Origin of the sequence: Streptomyces europaeiscabiei, from assembly GCF_036346855.1 — a bacterium.
GTDB classification, from domain to species: Bacteria; Actinomycetota; Actinomycetes; order Streptomycetales; family Streptomycetaceae; genus Streptomyces; species Streptomyces europaeiscabiei.
Genome location: NZ_CP107841.1, coordinates 2,508,381 through 2,524,630, shown reverse-complemented (window position 1 = coordinate 2,524,630; position 16,250 = coordinate 2,508,381). Strand labels below are relative to the sequence as shown.

The 16,250-nt window shown below is 70.0% G+C and carries 19 protein-coding genes; 16 read left to right on the top strand and 3 right to left on the bottom strand.

The genetic code is table 11. The features are described from left to right. The 4 genes from sufC to OG858_RS10910 are packed head-to-tail and all read left to right on the top strand — an operon-like array spanning position 1 to position 2,834. Positions 1-765 carry a Fe-S cluster assembly ATPase SufC gene (gene sufC / locus OG858_RS10925; protein WP_037691488.1) on the top strand — a complete coding sequence of 255 codons (765 nt, stop codon included), beginning with the start codon at positions 1-3 and terminating at the stop codon, positions 763-765. After that, entirely contained in the window at positions 762-2,018 is a 1,257-nt protein-coding gene (locus tag OG858_RS10920; RefSeq protein ID WP_037691486.1) for a cysteine desulfurase, read from the top strand. Before sufC ends, OG858_RS10920 begins: the two co-directional genes overlap by 4 nt. A gap of 16 nt (positions 2,019-2,034) precedes the next feature. After that, positions 2,035-2,505, top strand: coding sequence for a Fe-S cluster assembly sulfur transfer protein SufU (sufU, locus tag OG858_RS10915; RefSeq protein WP_037691485.1), 471 nt, complete (start codon positions 2,035-2,037; stop codon positions 2,503-2,505). Then, the gene (locus OG858_RS10910) at positions 2,502-2,834 is read left to right on the top strand and encodes a metal-sulfur cluster assembly factor (RefSeq protein ID WP_005477879.1); all 333 of its coding nucleotides are present in this window, start codon (positions 2,502-2,504) and stop codon (positions 2,832-2,834) included. The genes sufU and OG858_RS10910 overlap by 4 nt, the downstream gene beginning before the upstream one ends. 69 nt (positions 2,835-2,903) lie before the next feature. Here the strand turns inward: OG858_RS10910 and OG858_RS10905 are convergent, their stop codons facing one another. Continuing rightward, positions 2,904-3,830, bottom strand: coding sequence for an AbfB domain-containing protein (locus tag OG858_RS10905; RefSeq protein WP_328544960.1), 927 nt, complete (start codon positions 3,828-3,830; stop codon positions 2,904-2,906). A 295-nt stretch (positions 3,831-4,125) separates the two neighbouring features. Here OG858_RS10905 and OG858_RS10900 point away from each other — a divergent pair, with 295 nt between their 5' ends. The 8 genes from OG858_RS10900 to OG858_RS10865 all read left to right on the top strand — a co-directional run bounded on the left by OG858_RS10900 (position 4,126) and on the right by OG858_RS10865 (position 10,127). Then, positions 4,126-4,446: a DMT family transporter gene (locus OG858_RS10900; protein ID WP_086747599.1), complete on the top strand. Its 321-nt coding sequence runs from the start codon at positions 4,126-4,128 to the stop codon at positions 4,444-4,446. Beyond that, positions 4,446-4,982: a TetR/AcrR family transcriptional regulator gene (locus OG858_RS10895; RefSeq protein ID WP_086747584.1), complete on the top strand. Its 537-nt coding sequence runs from the start codon at positions 4,446-4,448 to the stop codon at positions 4,980-4,982. Before OG858_RS10900 ends, OG858_RS10895 begins: the two co-directional genes overlap by 1 nt. A gap of 110 nt (positions 4,983-5,092) precedes the next feature. Beyond that, the gene (locus tag OG858_RS10890) at positions 5,093-5,704 is read left to right on the top strand and encodes an RNA polymerase sigma factor (protein ID WP_086747583.1); all 612 of its coding nucleotides are present in this window, start codon (positions 5,093-5,095) and stop codon (positions 5,702-5,704) included. Position 5,705: 1 nt separating this feature from the next. Then, positions 5,706-6,674 (top strand): CU044_5270 family protein, encoded by a 969-nt coding sequence (locus OG858_RS10885; protein WP_319068060.1) that lies wholly within the window; start codon positions 5,706-5,708, stop codon positions 6,672-6,674. 140 nt (positions 6,675-6,814) lie between these two features. Beyond that, entirely contained in the window at positions 6,815-7,804 is a 990-nt protein-coding gene (dapD, locus tag OG858_RS10880) for a 2,3,4,5-tetrahydropyridine-2,6-dicarboxylate N-succinyltransferase (RefSeq protein ID WP_086749565.1), read from the top strand. 131 nt (positions 7,805-7,935) lie between these two features. After that, positions 7,936-8,175 (top strand): hypothetical protein, encoded by a 240-nt coding sequence (locus OG858_RS10875; protein WP_086749566.1) that lies wholly within the window; start codon positions 7,936-7,938, stop codon positions 8,173-8,175. Between the two features lie 174 nt (positions 8,176-8,349). Beyond that, the gene (locus OG858_RS10870) at positions 8,350-8,901 is read left to right on the top strand and encodes a SigE family RNA polymerase sigma factor (RefSeq protein WP_086749567.1); all 552 of its coding nucleotides are present in this window, start codon (positions 8,350-8,352) and stop codon (positions 8,899-8,901) included. Then, positions 8,898-10,127 carry a WD40 repeat domain-containing protein gene (locus OG858_RS10865; RefSeq protein WP_328544961.1) on the top strand — a complete coding sequence of 410 codons (1,230 nt, stop codon included), beginning with the start codon at positions 8,898-8,900 and terminating at the stop codon, positions 10,125-10,127. Before OG858_RS10870 ends, OG858_RS10865 begins: the two co-directional genes overlap by 4 nt. A 10-nt stretch (positions 10,128-10,137) precedes the next feature. Here the strand turns inward: OG858_RS10865 and dapA are convergent, their stop codons facing one another. After that, positions 10,138-11,037 carry a 4-hydroxy-tetrahydrodipicolinate synthase gene (gene dapA / locus OG858_RS10860; protein ID WP_327723819.1) on the bottom strand — a complete coding sequence of 300 codons (900 nt, stop codon included), beginning with the start codon at positions 11,035-11,037 and terminating at the stop codon, positions 10,138-10,140. Between the two features lie 293 nt (positions 11,038-11,330). Here dapA and OG858_RS10855 point away from each other — a divergent pair, with 293 nt between their 5' ends. From OG858_RS10855 to OG858_RS10840, 4 genes are all read left to right on the top strand, one after another. Further along, entirely contained in the window at positions 11,331-11,792 is a 462-nt protein-coding gene (locus OG858_RS10855) for a phage holin family protein (RefSeq protein ID WP_037691460.1), read from the top strand. Beyond that, a complete protein-coding gene (locus tag OG858_RS10850; RefSeq protein WP_086754463.1) occupies positions 11,789-12,034 on the top strand; it encodes a DUF3618 domain-containing protein in 246 nt (81 codons plus the stop codon). The genes OG858_RS10855 and OG858_RS10850 overlap by 4 nt, the downstream gene beginning before the upstream one ends. Before the next feature lie 597 nt (positions 12,035-12,631). Then, positions 12,632-13,414: a helix-turn-helix domain-containing protein gene (locus OG858_RS10845; protein ID WP_327743650.1), complete on the top strand. Its 783-nt coding sequence runs from the start codon at positions 12,632-12,634 to the stop codon at positions 13,412-13,414. Positions 13,415-13,436: 22 nt separating this feature from the next. After that, positions 13,437-14,180 carry an SRPBCC family protein gene (locus OG858_RS10840; protein WP_319265123.1) on the top strand — a complete coding sequence of 248 codons (744 nt, stop codon included), beginning with the start codon at positions 13,437-13,439 and terminating at the stop codon, positions 14,178-14,180. A 21-nt stretch (positions 14,181-14,201) separates the two neighbouring features. On the opposite strand, the gene OG858_RS10835 is transcribed toward OG858_RS10840, so the two are convergent. After that, positions 14,202-16,025, bottom strand: coding sequence for an endonuclease/exonuclease/phosphatase family protein (locus OG858_RS10835; protein WP_086750781.1), 1,824 nt, complete (start codon positions 16,023-16,025; stop codon positions 14,202-14,204). Between the last annotated feature and the right edge of the window lie 225 nt (positions 16,026-16,250).

Below are 16,250 nucleotides of genomic sequence, written 5' to 3'. Positions count from 1 at the left end.
ATGGCAACGCTTGAAATCCACGACCTGCACGTCACCGTCGAGGCCGACAACGCCACGAAGGAGATCCTCAAGGGCGTCGACCTCACCGTGAAGCAGGGCGAGACGCACGCCATCATGGGCCCCAACGGCTCCGGCAAGTCGACCCTCGCCTACTCCCTCGCGGGTCACCCGAAGTACACGATCACCGGCGGCACCGTCACCCTCGACGGCGAGGACGTCCTCGAGATGTCCGTCGACGAGCGCGCCCGCGCGGGCCTGTTCCTCGCCATGCAGTACCCGGTCGAGGTCCCCGGTGTCTCCGTCTCCAACTTCCTGCGCACCTCCGCCACCGCGATCCGCGGCGAGGCCCCCAAGCTCCGCCTGTGGGTCAAGGAGGTCAAGGAGGCCATGCAGCGCCTCAACATGGACCCCGCCTTCGCCGAGCGCAACGTGAACGAGGGCTTCTCCGGCGGTGAGAAGAAGCGCCACGAGATCCTCCAGCTCGAACTGCTCCGTCCGAAGGTCGCGATCCTCGACGAGACGGACTCCGGGCTGGACGTCGACGCGCTGCGCATCGTGTCGGAGGGCGTGAACCGCGTCCGCGAGACCGGTGAGGTCGGCACCCTGCTGATCACCCACTACACGCGCATCCTGCGCTACATCAAGCCCGACCACGTGCACGTGTTCGCGAACGGCCGTATCGCCGAGTCCGGTGGCCCGGAGCTCGCCGACCAGCTCGAGGCCGAGGGCTACGACAAGTACGTGAAGGGTGGCGCATCCGCGTGACACAGCTGCCGGGCCTCCTCGACACCGAGGCGATCCGCAAGGACTTCCCCATCCTGGACCGCCAGGTCCACGACGGTAAGAAGCTCGTGTACCTGGACAACGCGGCGACCTCGCAGAAGCCGCGCCAGGTGCTGGACGCCCTGAACGAGTACTACGAGCGCTACAACGCCAACGTCCACCGCGGTGTGCATGTGCTCGCCGAGGAGGCCACGGCGCTGTACGAGGGAGCGCGCGACAAGGCTGCCGCGTTCATCAACGCGCCCAGCCGCGACGAGGTGATCTTCACCAAGAACGCCTCCGAGTCGCTGAACCTCGTGGCGAACATGCTCGGCTGGGCCGACGAGCCCTACCGGGTGGACGCCGAGACCGAGATCGTCATCACGGAGATGGAGCACCACTCCAACATCGTGCCGTGGCAGCTGCTCTCGCAGCGCACGGGCGCGAAGCTGAAGTGGTTCGGGCTGACCGACGACGGCCGCCTCGACCTCTCCAACATCGAAGAGGTCATCACGGAGAAGACGAAGATCGTCTCCTTCGTCCTGGTCTCCAACATCCTCGGTACGGTCAACCCCGTCGAGGCGATAGTGCGCCGGGCGCAGGAGGTCGGTGCCCTGGTCTGCATCGACGCCTCGCAGGCCGCGCCGCACATGCCGTTGGACGTACAGGCCCTCCAGGCCGACTTCGTGGCCTTCACCGGCCACAAGATGTGCGGTCCGACGGGCATCGGCGTGCTCTGGGGCCGCCAGGAGCTCCTGGAGGACCTGCCTCCGTTCCTCGGCGGCGGCGAGATGATCGAGACGGTGTCGATGCACTCGTCGACGTACGCCCCCGCCCCGCACAAGTTCGAGGCGGGCACCCCGCCGATCGCGCAGGCGGTCGGTCTGGGAGCGGCGATCGACTACCTGAACTCGATCGGCATGGACAAGATCCTCGCCCACGAGCACGCGATCACCGAGTACGCGGTGAAGCGGCTGACGGAGGTCCCGGACCTCAGGATCATCGGCCCCCCGACGGCCGAGGACCGGGGCGCGGCGATCTCCTTCACGCTCGGCGACATCCACCCGCACGACGTGGGCCAGGTCCTCGACGAGCAGGGCATCGCGGTCCGGGTCGGCCACCACTGCGCCCGCCCCGTCTGCCTGCGCTACGGAATTCCCGCGACCACCCGAGCGTCGTTCTATCTGTACTCCACCCCGGCCGAGGTCGACGCCCTGGTCGAAGGCCTGGAGCACGTACGGAACTTCTTCGGCTGAGGGGACGAGCGATCGCATGAAGCTGGATTCGATGTACCAGGAAGTCATCCTGGACCACTACAAGCACCCGCACGGGCGGGGCTTGCGGGACGGTGACGCCGAGGTGCACCACGTGAACCCCACGTGCGGCGACGAGATCACCCTGAGAGTGAAGTACGACGGCACGACCGTGCGGGACGTCTCGTACGAGGGCCAGGGTTGTTCGATCAGCCAGGCGTCGGCCTCCGTGCTGAACGACCTCCTCGTCGGCAAGGACCTCGCGGACGCGCAAAGGATCCAGGAGACCTTCCTGGAGCTGATGCAGTCCAAGGGGAAGATCGAGCCGGACGACGCGATGGAGGAGGTGCTGGAGGACGCGGTCGCGTTCGCCGGTGTCTCCAAGTACCCCGCGCGGGTGAAGTGCGCCCTCCTCAGCTGGATGGCGTGGAAGGACGCGACGGCCCAGGCGCTGGGCGCCGACGCCGACGTCGAAAGGAAGACGGCATGAGCGAGACCCTGGAGATGAAGCCGGCCTCCGAGGAGGAGGTCCGCGAGGCCCTGTACGACGTCGTGGACCCGGAACTGGGCATCGACGTCGTCAACCTCGGACTCATCTACGGCATCCACATCGACGACGCGAACATCGCGACGATCGACATGACCCTGACCTCCGCGGCCTGCCCGCTGACGGACGTCATCGAGGACCAGGCCAAGTCCGCCACGGACGGCATCGTCAACGAGCTCCGCATCAACTGGGTCTGGATGCCCCCGTGGGGCCCCGACAAGATCACCGACGACGGCCGCGAGCAGCTGCGGGCGCTCGGGTTCAACGTCTGAGATCTGTGACATGGGTGTGGCCCCCGGCGATTCGCCGGGGGCCACACTCGTGTGCGGGTGTCACGCCGCTCAGCCGAGACCCTTCACCAGGCGGAAGAAGAAGTCCTGCCGGCCGGTCGTGTTGTAGCCGTACGGGTCCAGGACCAGCTCGAAGTTCTTGTGGCGCAGGTAGCGGTCGGGATAGTTCACCGCCTGCAGCATCACGGCGTCCGAGTACGGCGACTGCACGGGGCAGAAGGTGGCGTCCTGCCGGAAGAGCTGCGAGCCGTCGTTGCCGCTGACGCGGAGCCGGAAGTTCTGGTGCCGGACGTAGCGGCCGTCCGCCATCTTGAAGGAGTAGCAGGAAGACTTGGCGAGGCCGGAGACGACCTTGAAGGACGAGTCCTCCCGGGTCTCGCTTCCGCTGCGGGAGCTCACCTGGTCCAGCCGGATCACACCGCTCTGCAGATGCCAGTACCGGTCCGTGTAGTTGACCGCCTGTACGGACTTCCGGTACGTCGACGAGGACGGCGGGTTCTTCGCGGGCGACGTCGACTTCGACGGCTCGGCGGTCGGCTTCGAGCCGCCCTGCTGCTTGTCGTCGGACGAGTCGGAGTCCTTGGAACCGGAGTCCTTGTCCTTGTCCTTGTCCGCGTCGCCCTTCGCGTCGCCCTCGGAGCCCTGCGGTTCCGACAGGCCGCTCTTGTCGTCCGGTGCCGAGGTCGCGAGGGGCGACTCGGGCGGGAGGGAGACGGCCGGGAGGACACGGTCGTCGGCGGCGGTGGTACGCCCGTTCCTCTCTGACGAGTCGTCAGGCTTTGAGCCCTGCAGGGTGATCGCGGTCACGCAGGAGGAGACCACGGCGAGAGCGAGGGCACCGGCCAGCCAAAGGCGGCGCGTGCCCGGTATGCGGGTGTCGTTCGGGGCGACGCCCGTCTCCCACACCTTCGCGGATCTGAGCACCGGAAGGCTGGGCGGGGTCTGGTCCGGATCGGGTCCGGGCTTTGTCGGCGGCATGCGCAGTTCCCTCGGCGTCGCCACAGGCGGACGCAAATTCGTCATGCGGATCAGGGAGGGTGTTACGTGTCACCGATGTGTGAAAACCCTGGCGGTCGTCACACATCCGGGAGATTGACCGTTGAAACAGTAGTTCACCAAGTGGTGCGCGGGGAGCCCTTTCAGTGAGCGCTTCCATAACGGAACGGCCCCGAAAGAAGGGCCCCTTGAGGGTCGGCGACGGCCAATTCCGCCCATAAGTGCGCCTGTACACCCGATGTGTACACCCGTACATATGATGTGTACGATCGTACACATGGGATATCTGTTGCTCGCCGGCGCCATAGCCGCCGAAGTGGCCGCCACCACGGCCATGAAGTACAGCGAGGGCTTCAGCAAGTTGTGGCCGTCGCTGGTCACCGGTGTGGGGTACCTCGTCTCTTTCGTCCTGCTCGCCCAGGCGTTGAAGTCGATGTCGATCGGCACGGCGTACGCGATCTGGTCCGGCGCCGGCACCGCGGCCGTCGCCGCGCTCGGACTGGTCCTCTTCGGGGAGGGGCTCAGCTTCGCCAAGGTCGCCGGGATCGTGCTGATCATCGCGGGAGTGGTCGTGCTCAATCTGGGAGGCGCCCACTGATGGCCCGGCGTTACGATCCCGAGCGGCGCCAGCGGATCATCGATGCCGCGATCCGGGTCGTGGGGGAGAAGGGCATCGCCGGGCTGAGCCACCGGACCGTGGCCGCCGAGGCGGACGTCCCGCTCGGCTCGACGACGTACCACTTCAAGACCCTCGACGATCTGATGGTCGCCGCCCTGCGACAGGCCAACGAGGGTTTCGCGAAAACCGTCGCCGCGCGCGACGCCCTGCGGGACCCCGGCACCGACCTCGCCGCCGAACTGGCCGCACTGGGCGGTGAATGGTTCGCCGGTGACCGCACGGGCCTGGAGGTGGAGTACGAGCTCTACCTCGCCGCTCTGCGCAGGCCCGCCCTGCGGCCCGTGGCCGACGAGTGGGGCCGGGCCTTCGCCGACTCGCTCGCCCGCCGCACCGACCCGGTGACCGCGCGGGCGCTGGTCGCCCTGATCGACGGCATCTGTCTGCAGGTGCTGCTGACGGGGGCGCCCTACGACGAGGAGTACGCGCGGGAGGTACTGGCGCGGGTGATTCCCTGAAGAACCCCCCGGCGCGAGTCGTGAACCTTCTCTGGCCCATCGGGGAACAGGGGGTGACAGGAACACGGCGGAGCAGAGGGGGAACTTGTGACCAGCAGGGGGAGAACCAGGTGAGCGGACCACCACCACCGCAGGCGCAGGCGCAGTTGGAGGACGACGCCGAGGTCGTCACCCAGTCGCTGGAACAGCCGGAGCTGTTCGCACGGCTCTACGACCGCTACGCCCCGGACATCCACCGCTACGTGGCCCGGCGACTCGGCGACGGCATGGCCGACGACATCACCGCCGACACCTTCCTCACGGCGTTCCGCATCCGCGGCCGCTACGACCGGACCCACGCCAACGCCCGTCCCTGGCTGTACGGCATCGCGGGGAACCTCATCGGCAAGCACCGCCGTACCGAGGTGCGGGCCCTCAAGGCGCTGGCGCGTACCGGCCACGACCCGGTCGCGGCGTCCTGGAGCGAGACCTGGGTCGAGCAGACCGACAGCCGGGTGGCCGCACAGGTACCGCTCGCCGGAGCGCTGGCGGCTCTGTCGGCGGGGGACCGGCACGTGCTGTTGCTCGTCGCCTGGGCGGACCTCGGCTATCAGGAGGTCGCCCAGGCACTGGACATACCGGTGGGGACGGTCCGCTCGCGGCTCAACCGCGCGCGGCGGAAGGTGCGTACGGCGCTGGGAGCCGACCCGGCGTTCGTCGGTAACACTGCGGAGGTGGTCTGACGTGGACGAGTTGACCGAGGTACGGCAGTTGCGGACCGGGGTACAGACCCCCGACCGGGCACGGCTGGCGCCAGGACGCACCCTGCTGCTGGACGCGGTGCGGGCCGGGGAGCGGCGGCGTCGGGTGTGGGCGCGGCCCCAGCTGGCGATCGTCGGGGTCGTGGCGACGGTGACCGCGGTGGCGGTGACCGCGTCGCTGCTGGTGGGAGGGGACCGGACCCGCGAGCAGGGGTCACCTGCGGCGCCGACCGACGCCGACCTGTCGGGGATGAGCGCGGCCGAGCTGCTGGAGCGGGCGGCGAAGGCGGTGGAGGGGCAGCCGACGGTTCCGGAGCCGAGGGCCAAGCAGTGGATCTACACCAAGTCGACGCTTGAGGCTCCGGACGAGGAGGAGGTGCAAGTCGTCGGTACGGCGCCGTTCGCGCAGGAGATCTGGACGCGCTACGACGGTGGGGCGACGGCCCACGGGTGGCGTTCCACGAAGGACGGCGACATCAAGCTCCGCATCACGGAGACGAAGCCGGGGAGCCCGGCCGAGGGTGACGACCGTTCCCCGCAGGAGCTGTACCGCTTCCTGACCACCCTGCCGTCCGACGGCGGGAGAGCGCTGGAGGCCATCCGGGAGGAGGACGCCATCCCCGCGGAGGAGGGGAGCACCCAGGCCGAGCAGGACGCCGTCGAGATCTCCGCCCTCCTCGACGCCGACATCAAGCCGTCCAAAGGCCTGGCCGGCCTCTACCGGGCCCTGGCCACCCTGCCCGACCTCTCCCTGGTCGACCACCTGGTCAAGGACGCCACGGGACGGCAGGTCATCGCGTTGGGCGAGGGCACGACTGCCGACCGGTACTGGCTGATCGACCCGGAGACGTACGACGTTCTCGGTACGCAGCACATCCGGGGCGGCAAGGTGATCGGCGGCAACTCGCTCATCAGCAGAGCCGTCGTGGACAAGGCGGGCGAGCGCGACTGACCTCGGCCCCTGACGCCGGGCGGCCCGTCCCACGGGGGTGGGCGGGCCGCCCGGCACCGTATGTCCGCAACGTGCCCGGCTCCTGAGACGCCCCCGGCGCGGGTTGGCCCGCACAGCCTCCCGACAGTTAGGTTGCCCTCATGACCGACACGACTGCTCCTCGTACCACCGGCGCCGTGGCCGCCGGCCTCGCCACGATCGCCGCCGACGGCACCGTTCTCGACACCTGGTTCCCCGCGCCCGAGCTGTCCGCCGAGCCGGGCCCCTCCGGCACCGAGCGGCTGACCGCAGAGCGGGCCGCGGAGCTGCTGGGCGGTGGCGCGACCGCCGCGCTCGGTCAGGACTCGCGCCGGGGCGTCGAGGTCGTCGCGGTCCGCACGGTCATCTCCTCGCTCGACGAGAAGCCGATCGACACGCACGACGCCTACCTCCGCCTCCACCTGCTCTCCCACCGCCTGGTCAAGCCGCACGGCCAGAGCCTGGACGGCGTCTTCGGCCTCCTCGCCAACGTCGCCTGGACCTCGCTCGGCCCGGTCGCCGTCGACGACATCGAGAAGGTGCGGCTCAACGCCCGCGCCGAGGGCCTGCACCTCCAGGTCACGTCCGTCGACAAGTTCCCGCGCATGACGGACTACGTGGCACCCAAGGGCGTCCGGATCGCCGACGCCGACCGCGTCCGCCTCGGCGCGCACCTCGCCGAGGGCACCACGGTCATGCACGAGGGCTTCGTCAACTTCAACGCGGGCACCCTCGGCACGTCGATGGTCGAGGGCCGGATCTCCGCCGGCGTCGTCGTCGGCGACGGCTCGGACATCGGCGGCGGCGCCTCCACCATGGGCACCCTGTCCGGCGGCGGCAACGTCATCATCTCCATCGGCGAGCGCTGCCTGATCGGCGCCGAGGCGGGCGTCGGCATCGCGCTGGGCGACGAGTGCGTCGTCGAGGCCGGCCTCTACGTCACCGCCGGCACCCGCGTCACCATGCCCGACGGACAGGTCGTCAAGGCCCGCGACCTCTCCGGCGCCTCCAACATCCTCTTCCGCCGCAACTCGGTGACCGGCACGGTCGAGGCCCGCCCGAACAACGCGGTCTGGGGCGGCCTGAACGAGATCCTGCACAGCCACAACTGAGTCCCGCGGCCCCACGTACGGGTTACTCGGCGTGACCTTCGGGCGGTCCAGGCAGATGAACGGGCGGACATGGAGTCCGATCAGCAGCCGAGCCGACGAGATGAGGGGCCGACGAGATGAGGGGCCGAGGGATGAGGAACGACCGGGCGAGGACCGACAGGGTGAGGACCGTGGCGCGCGTGGTCACGGGGGTGCTGGCCGGGGCGACGCTGTGCTGGCTTCCCGCCGGGGCCGCGCACGCGGACGAGACCAACACCTCCTCGCACAACGGCCCCCGCATCGGGCTCGTCAACGTCGGTCAGGTCGACGACCCGATGGAGGACGTGCTGGAGCACACCCTGCTGTTCGGTGACGGGTACCGCTGGGGCTGACCCGGCCGTCGTCGGAATCCGGGCCCGTACGCGCAGAGGCGCGTACGGGCCCGGCGCCGTTCTCCGGCGCCCGCACGACTTTCTTCTCCGGGGTGGCATAGCCGGGCGCGGGTCCGCGCGTCACTAGGGGCACAGGGGCGGGACACGGGGCCCGCCGGGGAAGAGAAGGTGACGATGGATGCCGCAGGGCAGGAGAGTTTCCGGGAGTTCGTGGCGGGGCGGTCGTCGGCTCTGCTGAAGACGGCCGTGCTGCTGAGCGGCGGGGACCGGCACGCGGGCGAGGACCTGCTGCAGAATGCGCTGATCAAGGCCGCCGGGCGCTGGCAGCGCATCGACGAGCCGGAGGCGTACGTACGGCGGATCCTCTACCGCCAGCAGGTCAGCCGATGGCGGCTGAAGTGGCGGCGCCGGGAGCTGACCGTCGCCGAGCCGCCCGAGAGCGGCGCCGCCGACGGGGCGGCCGGGGTGGAGTTGCGGCTCGTGATGCGCGGGGCGCTTGCCCGGCTCACCGCCCGGCAGCGCACCGTCCTCGTGCTCCGCTACTTCGAGGACCTGCCCGAGGCGGAGGTGGCCCGGATCCTCGGGTGCTCCGTCGGCACCGTCCGGTCCACGACCCACCGCTCGCTCGCCCGGCTGCGCGAACTCGCGCCCGAGCTGGGCATGCTCGGGCCCGCCGCCGAGCGAATCCCGTCCCGTGACTTCTCGCCCGTGGAGGTGCGTCCGTGAACGTCGACGAACTGGTGCGCGACTCCCTGCGGGAGCAGGCCGCCGAACAACAGCCCCTGGGCCCCGGCTTCGCCGACCGGGTCCTGACCGCCCGGCGCCGCCGCCGGAACCGGTCGATCGCGACCGTCGCCGCGGCGACCGCCGCCGTGGTCGCCGTCGCGGTGGCCGTGCCGCTGCTGGACTCCGGCAGGGACGAGGTGCGGCTCGCCACCGAGATGAACCGGAGCGACATCATCGCCCACCCCGACCAGTCGCCGCCGCGCGATCTGATCGCGGCGGGGGACGTGGCGATGGCGGCCTGGTACACCCTCGAAACCGTCAAGACCTCGAAGGACACCGCGGTCAGCGCACGCGCCTACTGGATCCTCGACCAGGAGACCGGCAAGTACGTCAAGGACACCCGCTGGTCCCAGGTCGCGGTCGCCCCCGGCATGCGGACCGCCGCGGTGCTGGAGAAGGACCTGCCCGCCCGGCGGATCGGCCTCCTCGACCTGCTCACCGGCGAGGTCGAGCGCTGGATCCCCGTCGACCGGGGTGTCGCGAGCGTCGATTTCTCGTCCGACGGCGGCAGGCTGGTCGCCACCACCTACAGCAAGAACCCCGACGCCCTGACCGTCGCCGGGAACGACGTCGACGGTGACGGCAAGAAGAACGACTTCATCCCGAACTGGTCCGAGTCGTACCGGACCGGCTTCTATCTCGTCGACGTCGACTCCGGCCGGACCAAGTGGAGCGAGGTCCCCCCGGAGAAGGACGACGACGTGCCGATCGTCAATCCCCGTCAGGACTTCTCCTTCAGCCGCGACGGCAAGCTGGTCCGCTCCGGGCTGGCGGTGGAGCCGCACGACCAGTACTACGACCTCCAGGGCAACAAGGTGGCCAAGCCGGCCAACGAGAAGTACCTGACCTGGTCGGTCAAGGCGCGGCTCTCCCCGGACGGCAAGCTCGCGGCCGGTGGTTTCGCCGGCGGTGTCAGGACGACCGCCTCCGAGATCATCGATCCCTACACCGGCAAGCGGCTCCACAAGATCCGCGGACAGCAACTGCTCACCTGGGTCGACAACAAGCGGCTCATCGCCTGGGACATCAAGGCCGGCGACAACGAGTTCCACAGCGCTCTCGTGCTCGTCACCATCGGCAGCGACAGGACGATCGCGCTCAGTGGCGCCCTCAAGGGCAACGACGGGGCTCCCGGTCGCTGGAACCCGGTCTTCGCCACCCGCTGACCACCCGTCCTCAGACGGCCACCAGCCGTTCGTACGCCGCCAGCAGCCCGTCGGTCACTTCATGACCGGCGGGCCGCAGCGGTGCGCGGACCGGGCCGGCGGGCAGGCCGAGCCGTCCCAGGAGCGCCTTCGCCGTGACCGTGCCGGGCAGGCCCGAGGACATCATCAGCTCGATGAGGGGGACGGCGCGCCGCTGGAGCCGGGCCGCCCCGGCGGTGTCGCCCGCGTCGAACGCGTCGACGACCGCCCGGACCTGACGGGGGACCGCGTTCGCGACCGTGCTCACGTAACCCGACCCGCCGATCGCGTACAGCGCGAGAACGTACTCGTCGCAGCCCGTGTAGTACGCCAGCTCCGTCTCCGCCAGCACCTTCTGGGTGCCCAGGAGGTCGTACGCGCAGTCCTTCACCGCCACGATCATCGGATGGTCCGCCAGGCGGATCATGGTCTCCGGGGCGATGCGGGTGCCGGTGCGGCCGGGGATGTCGTACAGGACGACGGGCAGCCCCGAGGCGTCGGCGAGTTCCAGGAAATGGGCCTCGACCGCGTCCTGTGGGGGCGTGCTGTAGTACGGCGTGACCGCCAGCAGACCGTCCGCGCCCGCCTTCTCGGCCGCCAGCGCCAGTTCCACGGTGTGCCGGGTGTCGGCGGTGCCCACCCCGGCCACGATCACGGCCCGGTCGCCGACCGCCCCGCGCACGGCCCGGATCAGCTCCTCCTTCTCCGCGTCCGTCGTCGTCGGCGACTCGCCCGTCGTGCCGGAGAGCACCAGCCCGTCGCACCCCTCGGCCACCAGCCGGTCGGCCAGCCGCTGGGCTCCGTCCAGGTCGAGTGCGCCGGAGGGGGTGAAGGGCGTGATCATCGCGCAGAGGGCGCGGCCGAAGGGGGTGGGGCGGTGGGTGAGGGTCATACGGGTAGTCTCGGCGTGGTCATTGTGAAGCTCCACTTAATTCTTCTACGAGATATATGGGAGCTTTGCTACGAAGGTGAGTGATGAGCTGGGCGGCGCGCTGCCTTACGGGTTTTCCGCGTCGCCGGTGTCTCCCCCCCCGTTTCGGGTGCGGCTCTGGTGCGTCCGGCAGCGGGTGCGGACCGCCACCCCCGGGCCCTGTGTGTGCGGGGCGACGGCCCGGGCGCCGTCGCAGGGGTAACGCGGGACGCCCCGGGTACCCGGGGCGTCCCGATGTGTGAGGAGGCGACACCGTGACCGGGACCACCGAGGCCAGGCCCACGCGATTCGTGCGCTCTGCGCGATCCGAACGTCCGGGGCCGGGCGAACACGACCACCACTCCGTGGGCGAGCTGGTCGGGCAGGCCACCGAACAGCTCTCCCTGCTCGTACGACAGGAGATCGCCCTCGCCAAGGAGGAGCTGACCGAGAAAGGGCGCCGTGCCGGGCGCGGCGGCGGGCTGCTGGGCGCGGCCGGCGCGGTCGCCTACGTGGGGTTCATGACCCTCGCCGCCGCCGCGGTCGGGGCGCTCTCCCTGGTGCTGGACGTGTGGGCCGCCGCGCTCATCGTCATGGCCGTGCTGTTCGTGATCGCCGCCGTGCTGGCCGCGGTCGGGCGCGCGCAGCTTCGTCAGGCCACCCCGCCCAGGCCGGAGCAGGCACTCGACAGCGTCAAGGCGGACATGGACGAGATCAAAGGGAGGGCTCGGCGATGACGCAGGCATCCAGTAGGGCCGATGGTTCGGTGGGTGCCAAGGGACCCGACGAACTCCGGCGGCAGATCGAGGTGACCCGGGCGCAGCTCGGCGACACGGTCGAGGAACTGGCCGCCAAGGCGGATGTGAAGGCGAGGGTGCACTCGGCATGGGAGCGGGTGCCCCGCGAGGCGGTGGTCGTGGGCGGCGCGGGTGTCGGCGTGGTCGCGGTGGGAGTGCTGCTCTGGCGCCACTACCACTAGGTTCGGGCCCCTCCTGCCCACCCACCCGCCCACTCGACTCGCCTCGATTACAGGCCCAGCTCGAAACGCCTGGCGCAGAGCCCGGTTCCAAGCCCGGTTCCAGAGCCTGGTTCCAGAGCCTGGTTCCAGAGCCTGGTTCCAGAGTTCGGCGCCCGGAAGGCTCGGCGAGGGCGGTACTTCCGCCTGTTCGCATGCGACGAAGCAGCCGGGTGTGGTCCGCATGCGCGGACGATGGTGGGTGTGGGTGTGGGTGTGGGTGTGGGTGTGGGTGCGGGCGCGGTGGCCGTCCTCATGGGCTGGGGGTGCCGGGTGCGGGGGTATGACGCAGGTGCGCGTCCCGGTGGTCGGTGGTCGTGAGTGGTGGTCGGCTGTCGGACGCTGAGCCGTACGCCGGGCAGAACTTCGCCCCTCCGCCGCGCAGGTGACTGTCCCAACCTGGCCCGGACTGAAGGGCAGCACGGCGCTACGAGTACGCACTCGGCCTCCTCCCTGACTGGGCGTTCCCGCGCCTCCCTGACCGACCGTTCCCAGGGACCTGGTGGTGCCGAAAATTACAACCGTCTGGACAAAAAAAGTTTTCGGTGAGACGGTGGAGTCATGTTGGACGTCACCGTGATCGAGGACCCCGAGGCAGCGGCGGTCTCGCTGGACCCCATCAGGGCCCGGCTGCTCGCCGAGCTGGCGGCCGGGCCCGCGTCGGCCGCCATGCTGGCCGGGAAGGTCGGGCTGCCGCGCCAGAAGGTGAACTACCACATCAAGGCGCTGGAGCGGCACGGCCTGGTCGAGCTGGCGGGGGAGCGCCGCAAGGGCAACGTCACCGAGCGGCTGATGCGGGCCACCGCCGCGTCGTACGTGATCTCGCCGCTCGCGCTGGCAGCGGTGCAGCCCGACCCGGACCGTTTCCGGGACCAGTTCTCCGCCCGCTGGCTGCTGGCGCTCGGCGCCCGGCTGGTCCGGGACGTCGGGTTGCTCATCACGGGCGCGGCCAAGGCTCGCAAGCGGCTCGCGACCTATGCGCTCGACGGCGAGGTCACCTTCGCCTCGGCCGCCGACCGTGCCGCGTTCGTCCAGGAACTGACGGCGGGGGTGGGCGCGCTCATCCGCAAGTACGACGCGCCCGGCGCCGAGGCCGGCCGCGGCCACCGGATCGTCGTCGCCGTCCACCCGACGGTCAAGCCGCAGGCAACCGCCGGAGTACCTGACCCGCCTGACCGGTCCGACCCTTCCGGCCTGCCTGACCGGTACGACCGGGCCGAACCCTCCGGCCCGCCTGACAAGCCCCACGGGCCTGAACCTTCCAACGTGCCCGAACCATCCCACCGGCCCGAACCTTCCGATCGGTCCGAACTGCCCGCCCCGACCAACCAGCCCGACCAGTAAGACCCGTTGAGGAGCGCACGCCATGTCCAAGGAATTCGAGATCGCCCGGGAGTTCGAGGTCGACGCCACCCCCGAGGAGGTGTGGGAGGCCGTCACCGCCGGGACCGGCGGGTGGCTGTGGCCGATGGAGGCGCCCGAGCCGAGGGTCGGCGGCAAGGGGCCCTTCGGCTCCGAGGTCGTCGCATGGGATCCGCCGCACCGGTACACCAACCGCGTCGAGGACGTCGAGGGCATCTCCGAGCAGACCCGCAACCAGCTGGACTACACGATCGAACCGCGCGACGACGGCCGGCGGGCCTGGGTGCGCTACGTGCACAGCGGCATCTTCGTGGACGACTGGGACAACCAGTACGACGGTGCTGCCAAGCACACCGGGTTCTATCTGCACACCCTGCGCCAGTACCTGACGCGCTTCGCGGGCCGGACGGTCACCGCGTTCGCCACCTTCGACGGGCCCGAGACGGCCGGGACCCCCGACGCGCTCACCACCGTCGGCCGGGCGCTCGGCCTCACGGACGACACCCCCGAAGGAGCCCGCGTCCAGGCCGAGGGCCCCGACGGGCAGCTCCTCGACGCCGTGGTCGACTACCGCGACCCGTACTTCATCGGCCTGCGCACCGACGACGCCCTCATCCGCTTCTTCGGCCGCAACCACTGGGGTTACCGCGTCGGCATGAGCGTCCACGACTTCGCGCCGGGTGCCGACGCCAAGGCGGACGAGACCGCATGGCAGGGCTGGCTGAACGGAGTGTTCAGCCAGCCCTGAGAATCACTGCCTGCTCACTGCCTACGGCTCGAACCGCACCACCTGCGGGTCGTGGTCGCTGATCTGGTCGTTGAACTCCGAGTTGACGTGCACGCTGTCGTACGTGAACCCGGTGGAACGCCGGACCGAGCGGCTGACCAGGATCTGGTCGAGGACCTGGGCGTTGCCCTGGAAGACGTACGAGTAACGCTCCCTCTTCGGCAGCGACTTGATCGCCGACCACAGGACGCCGCCGTCCTCCAGCAGTTCCGCGGTGTCGGAGAACTCGAAGTCGTTGATGTCACCGAGCGCGATGACGTCCGCCTTCTTCTCCTTCGCCAGGATCTGCTTGACGAAGGCGTTCACGGCGGTCGCCTGCAGATGACGCTGGGTCTCCGAGCTCCGCTTCGGCGGCTGGAACTCCGAGTGCAGCGCCTGGTCGCCGCCCTTGGACGCGAAGTGGTTCGCGATCACGAAGACGGACTTGCCGCGGAAGGAGAACTCGCCGACGAGCGGCTTGCGGCTGTTCGTCCAGGCGGCGTTCGCCGGGTCGATCCGGCCCGGGGACACCGTCAGCTGTGCCTTGCCGTTCGCCTTCGTCACCCCGGTGGCGGTCGTGGCGTTGCCGCCCGCGCGGTCGGTGAAGGAGACCCGCGCGGGGTTGAACAGGAAGACCTGGCGGATGTTGCCGCCGGGCTCACCGCCGTCCGCGAGGTTCACCGGGTCGATGGACCGCCAGTCGTACGTCGGGCCGCCGGCCGCCGCGATCGCGTCGACCAGCTTCTTCACCGTCTTGTCGGCGGCGACCGTACCGTCGTTGGTGGCACCGTTGTTGTCCTGGATCTCCTCCAGGGCCACGATGTCGGGCGACTGCAGGTTGTGCACGATCGCGGCCGCGTGGTCGGCGAAGGAGGCGTCCGAGGGGTCCAGGTTCTCGACGTTGTACGTCGCCACCGCGAGCTCGTCGCGTGACTGCTTCTGGGTCGTCTCGCGCTCCAGGCCGCCCTGCTTCAGGGTGCCGATCCGGTTGGCGACGAGTGTGTAGCCGCCGAACTGGTTGTAGTCCAGCGGACCGGCCGTCGTGCCCTTCAGGACGTCACCGACGTTCGCCTTCGGGAAGTCGGCGACCGCGCCCAGCGACTGGATCTGCAGCCGGCCGGTGTTCTGCGAGGTGTAGGAGTCGTACAGCGCGCCGCCGCGGCGGTTGTCGTTCTCCCGGGGCTTCACCGTGACCCACAGCTCGGTGAACGGGTCGGTGGCGCCGACCACGCGGGTGTCGGCGACCTGGACGTTCATGCCCTCCAGGGACTCGTAGCGGTCCAGCGCGTACGTGGCCGGGGCGAGCTTGAGGCCGTTGATCGAGCCCGCGGCGGCGGTGTCGCCGACCGGGGCGTACTTCTTCGGCACGGACTTGGTGTCGATGACGGTCGCGGCCGGGACGGTGTTGCCCGTGGAGACCACCGTGATCGTCGGGCGGGTGATCTGCGTCACGGACTGGTTTCCGGACGAAGTGCCGCCCGGCACGAACTCACCGACCGTGCCCGAGACAGTCACCGCGTCGCCCACCGAGACCGTCGGCCGGGAGCTGGTGAAGACGAAGACACCCTCGCTCGTGGCCGGGTTGGTGTCCGCCTTGGGGTCCTGGATCCAGAAGCCGCGCGAGCCGTAGGTGCGGACGCCCGTGACGATGCCCTGCACCCCGGCGACCTGCTGGCCGGTGAGCGGGGAGGTCCGGGTGGTGCCCTGGATGTCGTGGATGCGTATGGACTCCGCCTCGGCGGGCGAGGTCAGGACCACGGCGGACACCGTGGAGCAGATGGTGGCGACGGTCAGCGCGCCGATGCGCGCGGTTCTCTTGCTCGGCAAGGGGATCCCTCCGGGGACGTACGTGGGCGCCGGGACGAGAGTGGACGGGGGTGGCCTGCGACCGGTGGGGCGGCGCGACGCGCGTAGAACCCGACAGGCCCGATGAACTCCGTCGGTCATGCCTGTGGACGGCCCCGGATTCACCCCAGAGCTACCCGTGAGTTTCTACGCGCGTCAATCTCCTGCCTGGTCACGCCAGTTGTCAAGGTTTCAGCCATACCCGAA

Excerpts from the sequence above, each read along its gene's own strand:
- sufC (WP_037691488.1), top strand. The coding sequence starts at position 1 with ATGGCAACGCTTGAAATCCACGACCTGCACGTCACCGTCGAGGCCGAC.
- sufU (WP_037691485.1), top strand. The coding sequence starts at position 2,035 with ATGAAGCTGGATTCGATGTACCAGGAAGTCATCCTGGACCACTACAAG.
- OG858_RS10910 (WP_005477879.1), top strand. The coding sequence starts at position 2,502 with ATGAGCGAGACCCTGGAGATGAAGCCGGCCTCCGAGGAGGAGGTCCGC.
- OG858_RS10905 (WP_328544960.1), bottom strand. The coding sequence starts at position 3,830 with ATGCCGCCGACAAAGCCCGGACCCGATCCGGACCAGACCCCGCCCAGC.
- OG858_RS10900 (WP_086747599.1), top strand. The coding sequence starts at position 4,126 with ATGGGATATCTGTTGCTCGCCGGCGCCATAGCCGCCGAAGTGGCCGCC.
- OG858_RS10895 (WP_086747584.1), top strand. The coding sequence starts at position 4,446 with ATGGCCCGGCGTTACGATCCCGAGCGGCGCCAGCGGATCATCGATGCC.
- dapD (WP_086749565.1), top strand. The coding sequence starts at position 6,815 with ATGACCGACACGACTGCTCCTCGTACCACCGGCGCCGTGGCCGCCGGC.
- OG858_RS10875 (WP_086749566.1), top strand. The coding sequence starts at position 7,936 with ATGAGGAACGACCGGGCGAGGACCGACAGGGTGAGGACCGTGGCGCGC.
- OG858_RS10870 (WP_086749567.1), top strand. The coding sequence starts at position 8,350 with ATGGATGCCGCAGGGCAGGAGAGTTTCCGGGAGTTCGTGGCGGGGCGG.
- dapA (WP_327723819.1), bottom strand. The coding sequence starts at position 11,037 with ATGACCCTCACCCACCGCCCCACCCCCTTCGGCCGCGCCCTCTGCGCG.
- OG858_RS10850 (WP_086754463.1), top strand. The coding sequence starts at position 11,789 with ATGACGCAGGCATCCAGTAGGGCCGATGGTTCGGTGGGTGCCAAGGGA.
- OG858_RS10845 (WP_327743650.1), top strand. The coding sequence starts at position 12,632 with ATGTTGGACGTCACCGTGATCGAGGACCCCGAGGCAGCGGCGGTCTCG.
- OG858_RS10840 (WP_319265123.1), top strand. The coding sequence starts at position 13,437 with ATGTCCAAGGAATTCGAGATCGCCCGGGAGTTCGAGGTCGACGCCACC.